Annotated in this window: 12 protein-coding genes; 11 read left to right on the forward strand and 1 reads right to left on the reverse strand. The window is 45.0% G+C overall.

What is annotated here, in order from left to right:
- The first annotated feature begins 24 nt into the window (after window positions 1-24).
- The 7 genes from tssK to GYX26_RS07840 all read left to right on the forward strand — a co-directional run bounded on the left by tssK (window position 25) and on the right by GYX26_RS07840 (window position 8,808).
- Complete coding sequence (tssK, locus tag GYX26_RS07810; RefSeq protein WP_174828789.1) at window positions 25-1,368, forward strand: type VI secretion system baseplate subunit TssK; 1,344 nt, start codon at window positions 25-27, stop codon at window positions 1,366-1,368.
- On the forward strand, window positions 1,358-1,999 hold the full coding sequence (locus GYX26_RS07815) for a DotU family type IV/VI secretion system protein (RefSeq protein WP_174828790.1): 642 nt from the start codon (window positions 1,358-1,360) through the stop codon (window positions 1,997-1,999). Before tssK ends, GYX26_RS07815 begins: the two co-directional genes overlap by 11 nt.
- An 8-nt stretch (window positions 2,000-2,007) precedes the next feature.
- Window positions 2,008-3,618, forward strand: a complete 1,611-nt coding sequence (locus GYX26_RS07820; RefSeq protein ID WP_174828791.1) for an OmpA family protein — start codon at window positions 2,008-2,010, stop codon at window positions 3,616-3,618.
- 34 nt (window positions 3,619-3,652) lie between these two features.
- Complete coding sequence (locus GYX26_RS07825) at window positions 3,653-4,138, forward strand: Hcp family type VI secretion system effector (RefSeq protein WP_174828792.1); 486 nt, start codon at window positions 3,653-3,655, stop codon at window positions 4,136-4,138.
- A 60-nt stretch (window positions 4,139-4,198) separates the two neighbouring features.
- Window positions 4,199-6,889: a type VI secretion system ATPase TssH gene (tssH, locus tag GYX26_RS07830; RefSeq protein WP_174828793.1), complete on the forward strand. Its 2,691-nt coding sequence runs from the start codon at window positions 4,199-4,201 to the stop codon at window positions 6,887-6,889.
- A gap of 906 nt (window positions 6,890-7,795) precedes the next feature.
- On the forward strand, window positions 7,796-7,933 hold the full coding sequence (locus GYX26_RS07835) for a hypothetical protein (RefSeq protein WP_174828794.1): 138 nt from the start codon (window positions 7,796-7,798) through the stop codon (window positions 7,931-7,933).
- A 125-nt stretch (window positions 7,934-8,058) separates the two neighbouring features.
- Entirely contained in the window at window positions 8,059-8,808 is a 750-nt protein-coding gene (locus GYX26_RS07840) for a DUF3304 domain-containing protein (RefSeq protein WP_174828795.1), read from the forward strand.
- A 4-nt stretch (window positions 8,809-8,812) separates the two neighbouring features.
- On the opposite strand, the gene GYX26_RS07845 is transcribed toward GYX26_RS07840, so the two are convergent.
- A complete protein-coding gene (locus GYX26_RS07845) occupies window positions 8,813-9,004 on the reverse strand; it encodes a hypothetical protein (RefSeq protein ID WP_174828796.1) in 192 nt (63 codons plus the stop codon).
- A 168-nt stretch (window positions 9,005-9,172) separates the two neighbouring features.
- On the opposite strand from GYX26_RS07845, the gene GYX26_RS07850 reads away from it, so the two are divergent.
- The 4 genes from GYX26_RS07850 (at window position 9,173) to GYX26_RS07865 (ending at window position 14,954) form a co-directional block, all read left to right on the forward strand.
- The gene (locus GYX26_RS07850; protein ID WP_174828797.1) at window positions 9,173-9,460 is read left to right on the forward strand and encodes a hypothetical protein; all 288 of its coding nucleotides are present in this window, start codon (window positions 9,173-9,175) and stop codon (window positions 9,458-9,460) included.
- A gap of 2 nt (window positions 9,461-9,462) precedes the next feature.
- Entirely contained in the window at window positions 9,463-9,921 is a 459-nt protein-coding gene (locus GYX26_RS07855) for a hypothetical protein (protein WP_238791253.1), read from the forward strand.
- 125 nt (window positions 9,922-10,046) lie between these two features.
- Window positions 10,047-10,796 (forward strand): DUF3304 domain-containing protein, encoded by a 750-nt coding sequence (locus GYX26_RS07860; RefSeq protein ID WP_174828798.1) that lies wholly within the window; start codon window positions 10,047-10,049, stop codon window positions 10,794-10,796.
- A gap of 18 nt (window positions 10,797-10,814) precedes the next feature.
- Window positions 10,815-14,954: a DUF2235 domain-containing protein gene (locus GYX26_RS07865; protein WP_174828799.1), complete on the forward strand. Its 4,140-nt coding sequence runs from the start codon at window positions 10,815-10,817 to the stop codon at window positions 14,952-14,954.
- Window positions 14,955-15,517: the final 563 nt, after the last annotated feature.

The following is a 15,517-nucleotide window of genomic DNA, read 5'->3' on the forward strand; positions in this document are numbered from 1 at the left end:
CATAGAATTAGAATAGGTTGTAAGTTGAAAATTATCAATCCGATCTGGTACGAAGGTACCTTACTGTTACCACAGATTTTCCAGCAACAGGAATTATTACAGCAGGCTAATGCGTCCAGTATAATGCAGTGCACGCGAATTATGCCCTGGGGCGTAATGCGTATGGATGTAGACAGCAATAGCCTGACTTTAAAAAAACTAAAATTATCGGATTGCGCTGTTTCGTTTCAGGATGGTACGTGGTTTGATTCCCGGCAAATGCAATTTTTGCCACCAGCTCGTGATTTGGCGCAGATACCAGAAGATATACTTGAAACTACAGTATATCTGTCTTTGCCAGAACTCAATACTGTAGGCAGTAATCTGCTTGAAAACAGCAGTAATGCACCGTTACGGTTTTCAAAACAGTTTACCGCTGTTACAGATTTATATGGTAGTCAACAAACGGAAATTGCAGAGAAACGATTAAATTTCAGCCTCAAATTCTCACATGAAAACCGTCAGAATTTTTTAGCGATACCTATCCTGCGTCTGATTAAAAACCAAAATAATATCTGGCAGCTTGATACACAATACGTGCCACCAGTATTCTTTATTGGCAGCAATACATTTCTGATGGAAATGCTGTCCACACAGATTCAGATTCTGCTTAATAAAAGCCAGCGCCTTGGTTCATTGCGCAAAGAGCGCAACCAGCAGTCGGCTGATTTTCTGGTATCTGATATTTCTTTATTCTGGCTGTTGAACATACTTAATCAATCCATACCGGAAATGGTGCTGTTGCAAACGCATAACAGCATGGCGCCTGAACATTATTATATGTTGCTGGCACGTCTGGTAGGCAGCCTGCTGTCATTTTCAATTGAATCCAGTATTAAAGACATACCCCAGTACGATCCGCTTAATCTGGGTACAACATTCATTCGGCTGAATGAAATGCTTTTAGAGCTTTTAGATACTGTTATACCTACAGTTCTTGTACTGGTTGATCTGGAAAAAGTGGGTAATACCCGCTGGATTGGGCATTTGCTGGATGCACGTCTAAATGAAGAAACCGACTATTACATTTCTGTGCGTGCCAATGTTCCATTATATGAGCTACAGGAACGCTTTCCGAAGTTATGTAAAATTGGTGCACCTGATGATGTTGAGCGTATTTTACCATCAGCCTCCAATGGTATCCCATTGCGAATGATGCAGCGTCTACCCAGTGCATTACCCATGCGTTCCGAAGCAACTTATTTTGCGCTGGATAAATCACATCCGGGCTTTAAAGCCATGATAGCAGCCAGATCGTGCTGTATTTATTCTCCTAATTCATTTGATGGATTAAATATCGAATTATATGCGGTGCCTAATGAAGAATAACCAGATTCCAGATTACGTACGGGAAAATCTGCGTAATTATATTTTATTTGTAACACGGTTAAACATGGGACATGCCATACAGAATATGGATGAAATGCAGTTGATTGCCGTTCATCTCGTCACAGAGTTTGATCAGAAACTGGGTGAGAATCATTTACCGGATCATGAACGTAAACAAATACGTTATGCGCTGTACGCTCTGGTTGATGAACTGGCATTGCGGTTTTTGGATAGCAAAAATAAATTAATCTGGGAAAGCAGCCCATTGCAGGTGTCACAATTTGGTGAATACGATGCTGGCATACAATTATTTGAAGATATACAAACTGAATTGCATAAACCAGATCCATCCTATTGGCTGTTAACTATATGGCAACTGATATTTGCACTTGGTTTCAATGGTAAATACTTATTTGAAGAGACACATATACGTAATGAACTAATCACCAAAATTGATTCGCACCTGCCGGAAATAACCATGCCCTCCATGCCGGCCAGCCGCAAATTGCGTCCTGTTACCTTTCGATCTTTTTCCGCAGTCAGCTGGAGCGTGGTGCTACTGGTATTCACCATAGTAGTGTATCTGGTGCTTAACAAATATCTCAGCAATCTGGTTGCCAGTATTGGATAAGGTACCCAATGAGTAAACGCATTTATTACACATTATTGCTAGCCTGGATTGCTTGCCTTTCACTTTATTTTATCTGGCAAATCTGGGATATATACTGGGTAGTCAAAACCTGCCTGAGTATTCTGATAATACTGGCCTGTGGGTTTTTGTGGTATCAGAACCAATTCTGGTTTAAAAAGAAAGATATAACGAGCCTGCATAATATTCCAAAATCACAGCGGGTAGTACTCGTAGCAGGAGATGATTTATCAGACTGGATTGAATCTTCTGAACGTTGGAGATTACTGCGGGATTCCATGTGGATCAGAGTAGAGGATTGCGCCCAGCTAATAAGTATTTATCAGGCCTTGGATGAACAGAATACAATAGCAAACGGTATCTTATTAATACTTAATCCAGACAAATACCCTCATGTGGCTGCACTGGAGCAGCGAATATCGCAATGGCGGCAGGAAATCGAAACTATTCAGGCTCTATATAAGCGCCGGATACCATTAACTTTAGGTGTCCATACTGACCTGCTCGATAAAAATCTGGATTTCTGGCCGCAAAATATCACTAACCACCTATGCCGGCAGCGTAGTGAGGTACAAGAGTACTTTGAGTGTCTGCAAAAGCAACTGGATAATTGTGCAGTTTTAAATCCGCAACAGCCTGAGTACTTAAACTATACAGCTGTATCTACACTTTATCTGAATCAGCAATGGCTCATTCAATATGTAATTAAAAACTTATTGCCGGAAAAACCATACCCTTATTCGCTGTATCTGGTTGCATGTGTCTGGTTAAACAGTTTTAACAGTAATCAGAATGCAGACTGGCGCAAGTTTGAAATTGAAACAACCGGACTGGTTACCCCTACCCATACCTATACCGTAATCGGGCTAAAAAATTTTCCGGTTATTGAAAACAATTTTGTACGTCAACGTTATTTAAGCAAAGGAGCAAAATACCTGTGTTATGGAATTAATTGGTTTTTGCTTTTCTGCCTGATTGGTACAGGCTACTCATTTGTAGAAAATAAAAAATGGTTGCAGGAAGTTATTGTGGCGCACCAGCAATACATAGCAATACCCAAACATCTGGAAAATGAACGACAGGATAGCATTAAAAGCTTAAAACTCATCCAGCAAACATTACAGGACTACATGACATTTGGCGAACCCCAAAAAATGGGATTTGGTTTGTATCATGCTACCCATTTATTACCTGTTATCAATAAAGATATAAATACCTTCCAACTGGAAAAACAGAAAAAACAGATTATTCGTCTTGATACCACAGCTTTGTTTGATGTAGGCCAGAGCAAACTTAAAGCGGATGCCAAGCTGGTTTTACAGGGAGTGCTAACCTGGGTGCAGGCAAACCCGAATAAAAGAGTACTGATAGATGGTCATACTGATAACACCGGAAATACCGCCAGCAATAAAACTCTGTCATTTCGCAGAGCCGAAGCAGTACGGGACTGGCTGGTTAATGCATCAACTTTTCCAGAAGACCATTTTACCGTACAGGGATATGGGGATAGTAAACCCATAGCAACCAACGACGACCCGCAAGGGCGCAGTAAAAATCGTCGTGTCGAAATTACCTTGGTCGATATGAATCATACCGACTGAAGTAATGTTTATTAACTCATACAAGGATATTCCTATGGCAATTCCAGCATATTTATGGATCAAAGATGACGGTGGTTCAGATGTCAAAGGTTCAGTAACCGTACAGGATCGTGAAGGCTCAGTAGAAGTATTGGCATTCGACCATGAAGTTTACATTCCTACTGATGGCAATACCGGTAAACTCACTGGTACCCGAGTTCACAAGCCCATTTCTTTTGTAAAAGAATATGATGCTTCTTCACCATATCTGTACAAAGCAGTAACCAATGGCCAGAATCTCAAAACTCTAGAGTTTAAATGGTATCGCATTGACGATGCAGGTCAGGAGAAAGAATATTTCAACACCCTGCTCGAGAATGTGAAAGTAGTAGCTGTGCGTCCGAAAATGTACAACATTAAAGATATTAGCAAAGAGCGCTATAACCACCTTGAAGAAGTGGAGTTGCGTTATGAAAAAATCACCTGGTCCTACAAGGATGGCAACATAGTCCATTCCGACAGCTGGGTGGAAAACCGTTAATTTTAATTAACTCAAGGCGCACGAATACGTGCGCCTTTTTAAGTATCTGCTGGAGCCGCAATGAAAGATTCAATGCAATTACTAAGAAAACTTAATGAAAATTGTGCCAGAGCACTAAACGAAGCCGCCAACTTCTGTCTGAGCCGCGGTCATCAGGAAATATTGCCTGAACATTTTCTTGTCAAACTGCTTGAAACCGATAATAACGACCTGAATCTCTTATTGCGTCAGAATGAAATCAACATTAACCGCCTGTGGGATGACCTGCTCACCGGACTGGACAAATTACCATGGCAGCGTATACCACAAAAACCCGAATTATCGCGTGCATTACTAAAATGGATTGAACAGGCATGGATGTTGGCCTCAATTGAACACGGGCAGGAAGAAGTTCGTTCATTACATCTGCTTGAAGCCATCCAGAAAATTCCCAGCATCTTTACCCTTACCGACCTATGGCAATTACTAATTTTCAGAGCCGGACAACTGGCTGAAGCCGGACGCTGGCTAGATAAATATTCAGTTGAAGCAAACACTCAAAACAATAGCATCTTTACCCCAGATACAGATATGGCCAGTACAACAGCAGAATCGGCCGAGTCTGATATTGCGCAGACGGCACTCAATAGCAGCAAACTACAGGACAAACAATCTCCTGCTGAGCTAGAAGCGCTGTCGCGTTTCACCATCGATCTAACCCAGAGAGCAAGAGAAGGACATATAGATGCTATTTTCGGGCGCGATGAAGAAATCAGCCAGATAGAAGATATCCTTAGCCGCAGGCGTAAAAATAACCCAATACTGGTAGGCGAGCCCGGAGTTGGCAAAACCGCACTGGTTGAGGGGCTGGCACTTAAAATTGCCCATGATGAAGTCGGCAGCCATCTGAAAAACACCCATATACTGGCTTTGGACATGGGGCTATTACAGGCTGGTTCTGGCCTGAAAGGCGAATTTGAACAGCGCTTGAAAACCGTAATCGAAGCCATTCAGCATGCACCACAGCCTACCATCCTGTTTATTGACGAAGCACACACCATTATCGGTGCCGGTAATCAGGCTGGTGGCTCTGATGCAGCCAATCTGCTCAAACCGGCACTTGCCCGTGGCCAGTTGCGTACCATAGCCGCAACCACCTGGTCAGAATACAAACAGTATTTTGAAACCGATGCCGCCCTTGAGCGCCGTTTCCAGCCAGTTAAAGTAGACGAGCCCGACGATGAAAAAGCCTGCCAGATGCTGCGTGGCATTGCCAGATTATATGCCGAACATCATCAGGTACACATCAAGGATGATGCCATCAAGGCCGCCGTTACCTTGTCTCGCCGTTATCTGCCAGATCGCCAGCTTCCAGACAAAGCCATTGATTTACTTGATACAGCGGCTGCCAAAGTCAGACTTGGCCTGCAAACCCTGCCATTAAACCTAATTAAACAAATCTCCCTGCACAGCGCCCTTAAAGAAGAAATCGAACGCTTGGAACAGGATAGCCAGCTCGGACACAGCATAGATAGCGAACGCATGCAGCAATGCCAGCAACAGCTACAACAACTGGATCAGCAAATAGAAGAGGAAAAACAAAAATTTGTTCAGGAACAGAAAGCCGCGCAGGCTGTACTGGATGCACGTACCCAAAGTGCAGACAATAGCAGTCTACATGCACATAACCAGTCTTTTCAGCAAGTGCAGCAAAACATCAGCCTAGACGTAGATCAGCAAGTAATTGCCAGCGTTATCAGCGAATGGACAGGCATTCCTGCCGGCCGCATGCTGGATGATGAAATCGCCCGCCTCATGACTTTGTCTGAACAACTTAACAGCGAAATCATTGGTCAGGAAGACAGTGTTAACAGCATTGTTAACCATATCCGTACCCAGAAGGCTGGCTTGGGCGAAGCTAGCAAGCCGCTTGGCGTATTTCTGCTAACCGGTACTTCCGGCGTAGGCAAAACCAGAACAGCCAAAGCCTTGGCCAGATCACTGTTTGGCAGCGAAGACACCATGATTACCATCAACATGTCTGAATATCAGGAGGCACACACTGTAGCCCAGCTTAAAGGTGCCCCTCCGGGCTATGTAGGCTATGGCAAAGGTGGCGTTCTCACCGAAGCCGTGCGAAAACGCCCCTACTCAGTAGTATTGCTGGATGAAATTGAAAAAGCACATCCTGATGTGCTCAATATTTTTTATCAAGTATTTGACCAGGGCATCATGCGTGATGGCGAAGGGCGCATCATCAACTTCAAAAACACTATCCTGCTTATGACTTCCAATCTAGGCAGCGAAGCCCTGCAAAATGCGCCTGATGCAGATTTGCCAGCCCGGCTGGCGCTGGTAGACCAGCCAATCCGGGAAGTGCTTGCACCGGCTTTGCTTGGACGCATGAATGTATTGGCTTTCCGCCCATTATCGGCTGCCGACATGCAAATTATTATTCGCCAGCAGCTTAACCGCATTGCCGCCAAAATTGCCGTACAGTTTGCTGTTACCTGCCAGTATAGCAATGCGCTGGTTGCAGCACTGGCACAAACAACAGCCGGCCATGATTTGGGCGTACGCTATTTTGAGCAGATGCTGCAACAGCAAATTGTGCCCGAACTGGCCAAACAATTGCTAATGGAAAAACAACAGGGACAGAATAGTGCCTATATACATCTTGATTTAAACGAGCAGGGTGTAGTTATCACCCTGAGTGATGAACCAATGGCCGCAGCAACAGAAGCAACCATAGAAGCAGATAGCGAAAATTAAACGGGATAAACAGTTATTCCCAGCAATAATTATGGGCAGACAGCAATAACCAGCTGTCTGCCCATAATTACATAGCCATTAATACTAAATGAATAAAAATAAATATATCCGAAAAACGGGATGATTAGTTCAAAGTTGTACAAAATATCTAAGTACTGATATCTGGTATACCATATAAATCATAAGCCAAAGAATTGTTATATCATTTTGAAATACAATAAAAGATTGCCCAGAAATACATAAACAGCAAAATGGGCAAATAGCCACCCATAGACAAAAAGATAAGAAAAATGTGTTACCAGATAAGCAACAGTGTTTATAATAATAATTTATATATAAATCATATGGTTAAAACAATATCTGCGTTAATCTGTTTCCAATTGACTTAAAGTAAATTATTGTTATATTAAGCAATTAATATGTATGTTTATTTCCCTAATATACGGCTTCATGACCGCTATAATAATAAAATTTATACTTTGACATACGTCAGATTTTAGCCAGTGCACTGTCTCCCTGTTCTGCACTGGCTGTTTTTATGCCTGCATACAGCCTGATAAAACAGCATTACCACCATGTAGTTTATATTATTGCTAATTTTGGGATTTCTTACCTATTGCATTGTGCAGCAAGCAGAAGATTAAAAACATTGTTGCTAATAAATATAATTATCTTTCCTATCACATATTATCGTCGCTAAATGTATGAACTAATAAAATAGTTTACTTAAAGTAAACATATATCAGAAAATTCTGCTTACTTCAGCGTAATTTTTTCACATTGGCTTTAACTATTTCATAGCAGGTTATCACCTATGGCACCATAGAAGAAGGGCGCCAGCACGAGTACTGGAAAGAGTTTGCCGAAAGCTAGAAACTATGCACGCCACGGCCAAGCATTAAATCAATGGCGGATTACCGTAAAAACAAGGCTAAGCTGGATGCCATCAAGGCAGAGCGGGAAAAAATTCCGCAGATAATCTTGCCACGCTATATCAAGCAGTTAGAAGCCGAAGGTAAGCTGCCAGTAAGCAACCAGAAATAATAATTAACAATTATCTAAATATTGACGCATAACAATGTAAATTGATAGCCACCATAATAGGATAGCAGCCAAGAAAGCATTGAAAATATTATTAATCATGAAAAATGATAAGAAAGGCAGAAGAGATGGATAAAAAATGGATAGGGCTGGCGCTGCTGGCGGCTTTGCAACTGACTGGCTGTGCCAGCCGTTTTGAGCCGTTTGCAGGCATCAGCTCGGGTAAAAACCGTATGTATGCCGCGCCGGTAGAGGCATATGAATACAATTATGAAAATATGAGTGGTGGCAGTATTGGCGGCGGCTGTATCCCAGGTACCAATGGCGTTGATGACTATGAAGTCGGTAAAAAACGCTATGGGGGGGGAGCTACCTGTGGTGCAGCAGCTTTGCGGGCGAAATGGGCACCGGGTATGACCATGCATATTTCCTGGAAACTTTTACCCTATCCGGGCTGGCGACCAAGAGTATTAAATTTGCCGGGTTTTAATCTTGATCATAAAGAATTAGATATTATTGAGCAGTATAATGAATACTACTCCACCGATATCCCCTTACCCCCGCCACCGCCATCAGCCGGTGATGATTTTGGCAAAGTCGCCAATATCACGGTACATTTCTTACCGTGCAACCAGATATTTATCACCTATGGCACTATAGAAGAAGGGCAACAGCGCGAGTACTGGAAACAGTTTGCCGAAAGCCAGAAACTGTGCACACCACGGCCAAGCATTAAATCAATGGCAGATTATCGTCAAAACAAAGCCAAAATGGATGTTATCAAGGCGGAGCGGGAAAAGATTCCGCAGATAATCTTGCCACGCTATATCAAGCAGTTAGAAGCCGAAGGTAAGCTGCCGGTAAGCAGCCAGAAATAAGTCTTTAAGGAGCGGAAAATGGCGGGTAATCAATCATCTGGTAGCAAAAAACAAACGCAGTGGGCAAGGTAGTAAATAAAGCAGGTAAACAAATCAAAAAAATCGTGGTGATTGCTTTTACATAGCGCGCAATGCACCAAAGCCGTGCCAGAAAATTCTCAAAATCAGCTTTTTCTTTGACGGCACCAATAATCACGAAAAAGCCGGCAAAGTGCTAACTGTTAAGCAGCTAAAAATAATAATTAACAATTATCTAAATATTGACGCATAACAATGTAAATTGATAGCCATCATAATAGGATAGCAGCCAAGAAAGCATTGAAAATATTATTAATCATGAAAAATGATAAGAAAGGCAGAAGAGATGGATAAAAAATGGATAGGGCTGGCGCTGCTGGCGGCTTTGCAACTGGCTGGCTGTGCCAGCCGTTTTGAGCCGTTTGTTGGCATCAGCTCGGGTAAAAACCGCATGTATGCCGCGCCGGTGGAGGCGTATGAATACAACTATGAAAACATGGATGGCGGTAGTATTGGCGGTGGCTGTATCCCAGGTACCAATGGCGTTGATGATTATGAAGTCGGTAAAAAGCGCTATGGGGGGGGGCTACTTGCGGTGCAGCGGCGTTACGGGCGAAATGGACACCGGGTATGACCATGCATATTTCCTGGACAGTATTTCCTTATCCGGGCTGGCAAGCCAGAGGATTAAATTTACCAGGAGTAGTTATTGATCGTAAAGAAGCAAATATTATTGATCAATATGATGAATACTACTCCACCGATATCCCCTTACCGCCACCGCCGCCATCGGCCGGTGATGATTTTGGCGAAGTGGCCAATATCACGGTACATTTCCTAGCATGCAACCAGATATTTATCACCTATGGCACCATAGAAGAAGGGCAACAGCGCGAGTACTGGAAGCAGTTTGCCGAAAGCCAGAAACTGTGCACGCCACGGCCGAGTATTAAATCAATGGCGGATTACCGTAAAAACAAGGCTAAGCTGGATGCCATCAAGGCGGAGCGCGCCAAGATTCCGCAGGTTATTTTGCCGCGTTATATCCAGCGGTTGGAAGCCGAAGGTAAGCTGCCAGTGAGCAGCCAGAAATAATAATTAACACTTATCTAAATATTGACGCATAACAATGTAAATTGATAGCCATCATAATAGGATAGCTGCAGAGAAAGCATTGAAAATATTATTAATCATGAAAAATGATAAGAAAGGCAGAAGAGATGGATAAAAAATGGATAGGGATGGTGCTGCTAGTGGCTTTGCAACTGACTGGCTGTGCCAGCCGTTTTGAGCCGTTTGCAGGCATCAGCTCAGGTAAAAACCGTATGTATGCCGCGCCGGTAGAGGCGTATGAATACAACTATGAAAACCTGAGTGGTGGCAGTATTGGTGGCGGCTGTATTCCGAAAACACCGGGCATTGATGACTATGATGTCGGTAAAAAACGCTATGGGGGGGGGGGGAGTTGCGGAGTGGCAGCTTTGCGGGCGAAATGGACACCGGGTATGACCATGCATATTTCCTGGACAGTATTTCCTTATCCGGGTTGGCAAGCCAGAGGATTAAATTTACCAGGAGTAGTTGTTGATCGTAAAGAAGCAAATATTATTGATCAATATGATGAACACTACTCCACCGATATCCCCTTACCGCCACCGCCGCCATCAGCCGGTGATGATTTTGGCAAGGTGGCCAATATCACCGTGCATTTCCTAGCGTGTAACCAGATATTTATCACCTATGGCACCATAGAAGAAGGACAACAGCGCGAGTACTGGAAGCAGTTTGCCGAAAGCCAGAAACTGTGCACACCACGGCCGAGTATTAAATCCATGGCGGATTACCGCAAAAACAAGGCTAAGCTGGATGCCATCAAGGCGGAGCGCGCCAAGATTCCGCAGGTTATTTTGCCACGTTATATCAAACGGTTGGAAGCAGAAGGTAAGCTGCCGGTAAGCAGCCAGAAATAAATCTTTAAGGAGTGGAAAATGGCGGGTAAACAAATCAAAAAAATCGGCGACAGTATCAAGAAGATAGGTAAAGAGCTGGAACATGCCGGCAAGGAAATTAAAGAAACGCTCGGGGATACGCTCGGAGAAATATTGCCCGGTAAAAGTATTGAATTCAAATGGCCGGTAACCCACAAGCCGAAAATATTCCCCACTGAGGCCGGCGGCCGCCTGCCAGCTTCAATTGAAGAAATCCAGAAAAATCGTGGCGACTGCTTTTATAAAGCACGCAATGCGCCTAAGCCATGCCAGAAAATCCTTAAAATCAGCTTTTTCTTTGATGGCACCAATAATCACGAAAAAGCCGATAAAGTGGTCACCGGCGCTAAGCCGCCGAGTGAACAGGAGCTAAAAGCCTTCACGCAGGCAGCACCACAGGCCAAGCTGATTGACGCCTATACCTATCCGCGCACCAGCAATGTAGCGCGCCTGTATCATGCCTGTATGGGGGCAGGAGGAGGAGCCGGTGAGAATAATCTTGATCCGGATATGATCGAAAATGGCTGGTTTAAGTATTATATTCAGGGGGTGGGCACGCGCTTTGAAGAAATTGGCGATCTGGATCCGGGCTATGCCGGCGAGGCGTTTGCCCGCTATGGCCAAGCGCGGATTAACTGGGCGCTGACGCGGCTGTGTGACGCACTGGGGCAATGTAAAATCTACAACGATAAGTCGCTGGAGCTGGCGGAGGCGCAGAAAATGATTAAAAGCATGGATTCGCGCATCGGCCGGAAAAGCCAGTTGGATCAGTTTATAGAAGCACTGGTGCCGGCGCCGGGGAATACACCGCTGCCACAGGCGATTAAGCTGTATGTAATCGGCTTTTCCCGTGGCGCCGCTGAAGGACGTACTTTTATTAACTGGCTGCTGGATTATCTGCTCGACCGGCCGGAAAATGCCGAGGCCAGGGAGCAACTGGAAAAACTGCTTAAACAGCGGCAGGAGCAGCGTGCCAAACTGCGCCAGTACTATCGCAAATATCCGGATAAAGAAAAAGAAGCGATTAAGGTGGCAAAAGAGCAGGAAGAAGCAGCCAATGGCGGCCCGACCAAACCACCACAGAACAAAACTAACCCGCCGCAGGGTGGCAATCAGCAACCAGGACAAGCACCGCAGGCTGGGCAGCAGCCGGGCAACGCCGGCACTGCTCAGCAGAATAATGCGGGTAAGCCGGCATTTATTTATCTGAAGCTGCGCGGCATCCCCATCAGTATTGAAATGGCCGGCCTGTTTGATACTGTGGCCAATGTGGGTATGTCGCCGCTGGTGTCGATGATCAGCGGCCATTTTAGCTGGGCACATGGCACCATGTCGCTGGAGCGCGCGGCGGCGGCACGCTTTGTTAAAAACTGCTATCACTTTGTGGCCGGGCATGAGCAGCGCAAAAGCTTTTCCGTAGAAAGTATCTGTATCGACGGCGGCTATCCGCATGGTGGCGGTGGAGAATTCCGCGAATACACCTATCCCGGGGTACATGCCGATATTGGCGGCGGCTATCCGCCGGGCGAACAGTTTAAAAGTAATTTTGGCATGGGGCATGTGGTGGCACAGATTGCCTTGCATGATATGTATGCGCGCTGCTGGCAGCATGGTATGCCGATGCTTATCTGGGCAAAACATCCGCAACTGGTGGCGCAGATGAAGAAAACGCCGCGCTTTAAATTAAAAAATTATGAAATGATGGATAAAGAGACTGTGGATGAATTTGATACGCAGCCGGAAATGGTAGAGCGTTTCAATGCCTGGCGCGATGTGTCGATTACCGATAATCTGGATCAGAATTTGCGCCAGCAGGTGCATCATATTACCGCCTGGCGTATTCTGCGCTGGGTCAAGGATGGGGTAAACGGCTATGCTGATTTTCTGGGGCTGCAACTCACCCGGGATAAGGGCACAGCTGGGGAGAAAGAAAATCCGGTGCAGGTAAGCGCGCGCGAGCAAATCATTCGCCAGGGGCGCAATCGGGCTAATGAGATGGCGAAAGCCGGCGCTGGTGGCCGCGGGGGTATGCCGGCACCGGCGCAGCCAGACAAAAGTAAGGAGGATGAGCTGTGGCAGAAGGCCGGGCTGGGTAATATTCCGGCGGATAAACGTGGCGATTTTATGAACGGCATGATCAATAAAAATTACGATCCGCGTAATGATGGCTGGGATATGCTGGAAAGTGCCAAGGATTTCCAGGCTGATTATTTACATCAGTTTCGTTTTGAATCGTTTCTGTCGCTGGGTTTTTTCATGAAAGCTTTTGCTGGCAGTATTTACATGCTTAATAATGTGGATGAGGCAAAAGATTTTAAGGATATTCACGACAATGGCGATATCCTTTATTTTGGTGAGGCGGATAAAAAAACACCACCGATACCGCTACCGCCAAATCAGGATGATGGCTTTAAGGATGACCCGGTAAATACGGGCACGCAGCCGGCGAATACACCGAAAGTAGGTGCTACGCCACCGATAGTACCCAGTAAAAAGGATGATGAGTCCATTTTCAGTGATTTAATCAGCAGGATGAATTTAGGTGCGGTGGTTAGTGGTGTTGCGCTTGATGTGCTGAAACACAAAATACAGCGAGCCAAGGCCATGCAGGACGCAGCTTTGAAGGGTAAGAATGGCAAAATTGCGCAATGGAAGGATTTATATGCGCTGGGAGCGGATATCTGGAAACGGCTTAAAGCCAAAGATACCAGTGATATGAAAGTGCTGATGGACAGAATCCGGAATAGTCCGGAAGCGTATACGCCGAAATATCCTGAGGTTACTAAGCTGTTTGATGAGCAGATACATGATTCACGTGCTAAATACATGCATACGCTGCTGGAAGACCGCGAGCCGTTTACCAGTTATTTTGCTCACCGGCTGATATTTAGTGGTTCATATTCCAATAAGCCACTGACGCCGATGTTATTGAAAAATAATTTAGCAGGTCTGACTGGCATTGCCCGCAGTGCCTATATGTCGATTCGCTATGGCAATCCGGCCTATATTCTGCTGGGGCTGAATAATCCGGAGCTGTTTGTGACGGATGCGGATCATAAGGCTTTGGAAGAGCTGAAGAATGGTTTCGATGCCATTGTGATTGATCCGGATACAGGTAAAGTGTTGATGGATGGGAAAAATCTCAAAAATCTAATTGATATGTGCAAAAAATCACAGCAGGCCATGCAGCAGCTACAGGATTCGCTGAGTCAGGCGCAGCCGTGGGATATGAATGAGTTTACTGACAAGGTATTGAAGGAAATTGCCAAAAACGGTAATGAAACGCTTAAGAATCTGGAACAAATCAGGGAATTGCTGCTGCAACAGAAACAGCAATTGGCCAAACTGGCAGAAGCGGCTACGGCTGGTGCAAGCACGCCTACTCAAGTAGCCAGTATGGCTGCTGCGAATGAAGCGAGTGCTTCGCTGGCTGAAGCCGGCGGTGCCAGAACGGCAATGGTGATGCAGCAGCAGCTGGATGGCATGCTGAAAACTGTAGAAGCAAAAATACAGCAGTTACAGGCCGCGCTGGATCCGGCCAGTCAGGTCGGCGATGGTAGTGCGGCGGCACGGGCGCAGAATCTGCTGGCTGAGCTTGATATGCTGCCAGCGGGTAGTCAAAATCTGAATCTGGCTGATGGTGGTGTGCTGCCGGTAAGCAGCTTGATGCAGCCACAAAGTCTGGCTTCGGCTATGGGCATAGCAACCACGCCGGTTCATTTCCTGCCCACCCGGCAGGTGTTGGAGGATGTCAATCCGCAAGCTATGGCTGATTATCTGCGTGCGCAAATCAATGAATACCGGCAGAATCTGCAACGGCAAACGGCCACTGCGGTGACGATGATGCAAAACGGGGAGGATAATCCGCAGACGCTGGCGCAGGTATTTTATCGCAATGCTCAGGGCGATATTGCTGATCAGGCAGTAAGCAATATCAGCAGAACCACGCTCGACAGACTGGGTATGCAGGAATTGGAGCTGAATGAATTTCTGCCGGAAAATATTGCCAACCGCAGCCGGCCAGAAATTGCTCAGTTGCTACAGCAGTTGCGCAGTGGTCAGATACCGGCAGAATTACAGTCATTGCCGCCATACCGTCTGCAATTAATGGCTCGTGTGCTGGAAAGCTGGCTGGCTTAAAATTCAGATGGCCGGCAGGGGGATGCTTTTGCCGGCCGGATGAAGTAATTCAGCCAGCAGTACGCTATATGCTGATTTCAGTCCTAAAAGCGTGAAATAAGAGGTGTTAACGTGTGTTGCAAATTTGGTTTGATAAATTTATTAAAACACACAATAAATGGTTATATGTTAAAATTAGCTAGGATTTAATTAAATTAATTAATCAAATGTGTATTAGATTTTGATATTGTTTACATGGTGAAATATTTGGATACATATTTCAGAATTTAACAGCGATTTGGAACTATTATGCTGTGCGCTGGTATGCTAATGCTATTGAAATTGTTGTGTGGCCAAATAGCAGATTTCACCACAATACAATTGGTTTGATGTCAAAAAGGCTGGTTGTGATACGAAAAATTGGCCTGTGCGCAGTGTAAGCATGTGAATATAATTGTTATGATATGTTCAGGATATGCTTTCAGTATCCTTTGTGCTGAAATATTTTTCTTATATCGCTAGGGAATATTTCTGCTTACTGTGTATGTGTAACAGTACCGAGTATGAAAATGGTTTGGTAAAAA

The organism is Snodgrassella sp. ESL0253, assembly GCF_013344965.1.
Lineage (GTDB): Bacteria > Pseudomonadota > Gammaproteobacteria > Burkholderiales > Neisseriaceae > Snodgrassella > Snodgrassella alvi_B.

Excerpts from the sequence above, each read along its gene's own strand:
- tssH (WP_174828793.1), top strand. The coding sequence starts at position 4,199 with ATGAAAGATTCAATGCAATTACTAAGAAAACTTAATGAAAATTGTGCC.
- GYX26_RS07835 (WP_174828794.1), top strand. The coding sequence starts at position 7,796 with ATGGCGGATTACCGTAAAAACAAGGCTAAGCTGGATGCCATCAAGGCA.
- GYX26_RS07850 (WP_174828797.1), top strand. The coding sequence starts at position 9,173 with ATGGATAAAAAATGGATAGGGCTGGCGCTGCTGGCGGCTTTGCAACTG.
- GYX26_RS07820 (WP_174828791.1), top strand. The coding sequence starts at position 2,008 with ATGAGTAAACGCATTTATTACACATTATTGCTAGCCTGGATTGCTTGC.
- GYX26_RS07825 (WP_174828792.1), top strand. The coding sequence starts at position 3,653 with ATGGCAATTCCAGCATATTTATGGATCAAAGATGACGGTGGTTCAGAT.
- GYX26_RS07815 (WP_174828790.1), top strand. The coding sequence starts at position 1,358 with ATGAAGAATAACCAGATTCCAGATTACGTACGGGAAAATCTGCGTAAT.
- GYX26_RS07840 (WP_174828795.1), top strand. The coding sequence starts at position 8,059 with ATGGATAAAAAATGGATAGGGCTGGCGCTGCTGGCGGCTTTGCAACTG.
- GYX26_RS07865 (WP_174828799.1), top strand. The coding sequence starts at position 10,815 with ATGGCGGGTAAACAAATCAAAAAAATCGGCGACAGTATCAAGAAGATA.
- GYX26_RS07860 (WP_174828798.1), top strand. The coding sequence starts at position 10,047 with ATGGATAAAAAATGGATAGGGATGGTGCTGCTAGTGGCTTTGCAACTG.
- GYX26_RS07855 (WP_238791253.1), top strand. The coding sequence starts at position 9,463 with ATGCATATTTCCTGGACAGTATTTCCTTATCCGGGCTGGCAAGCCAGA.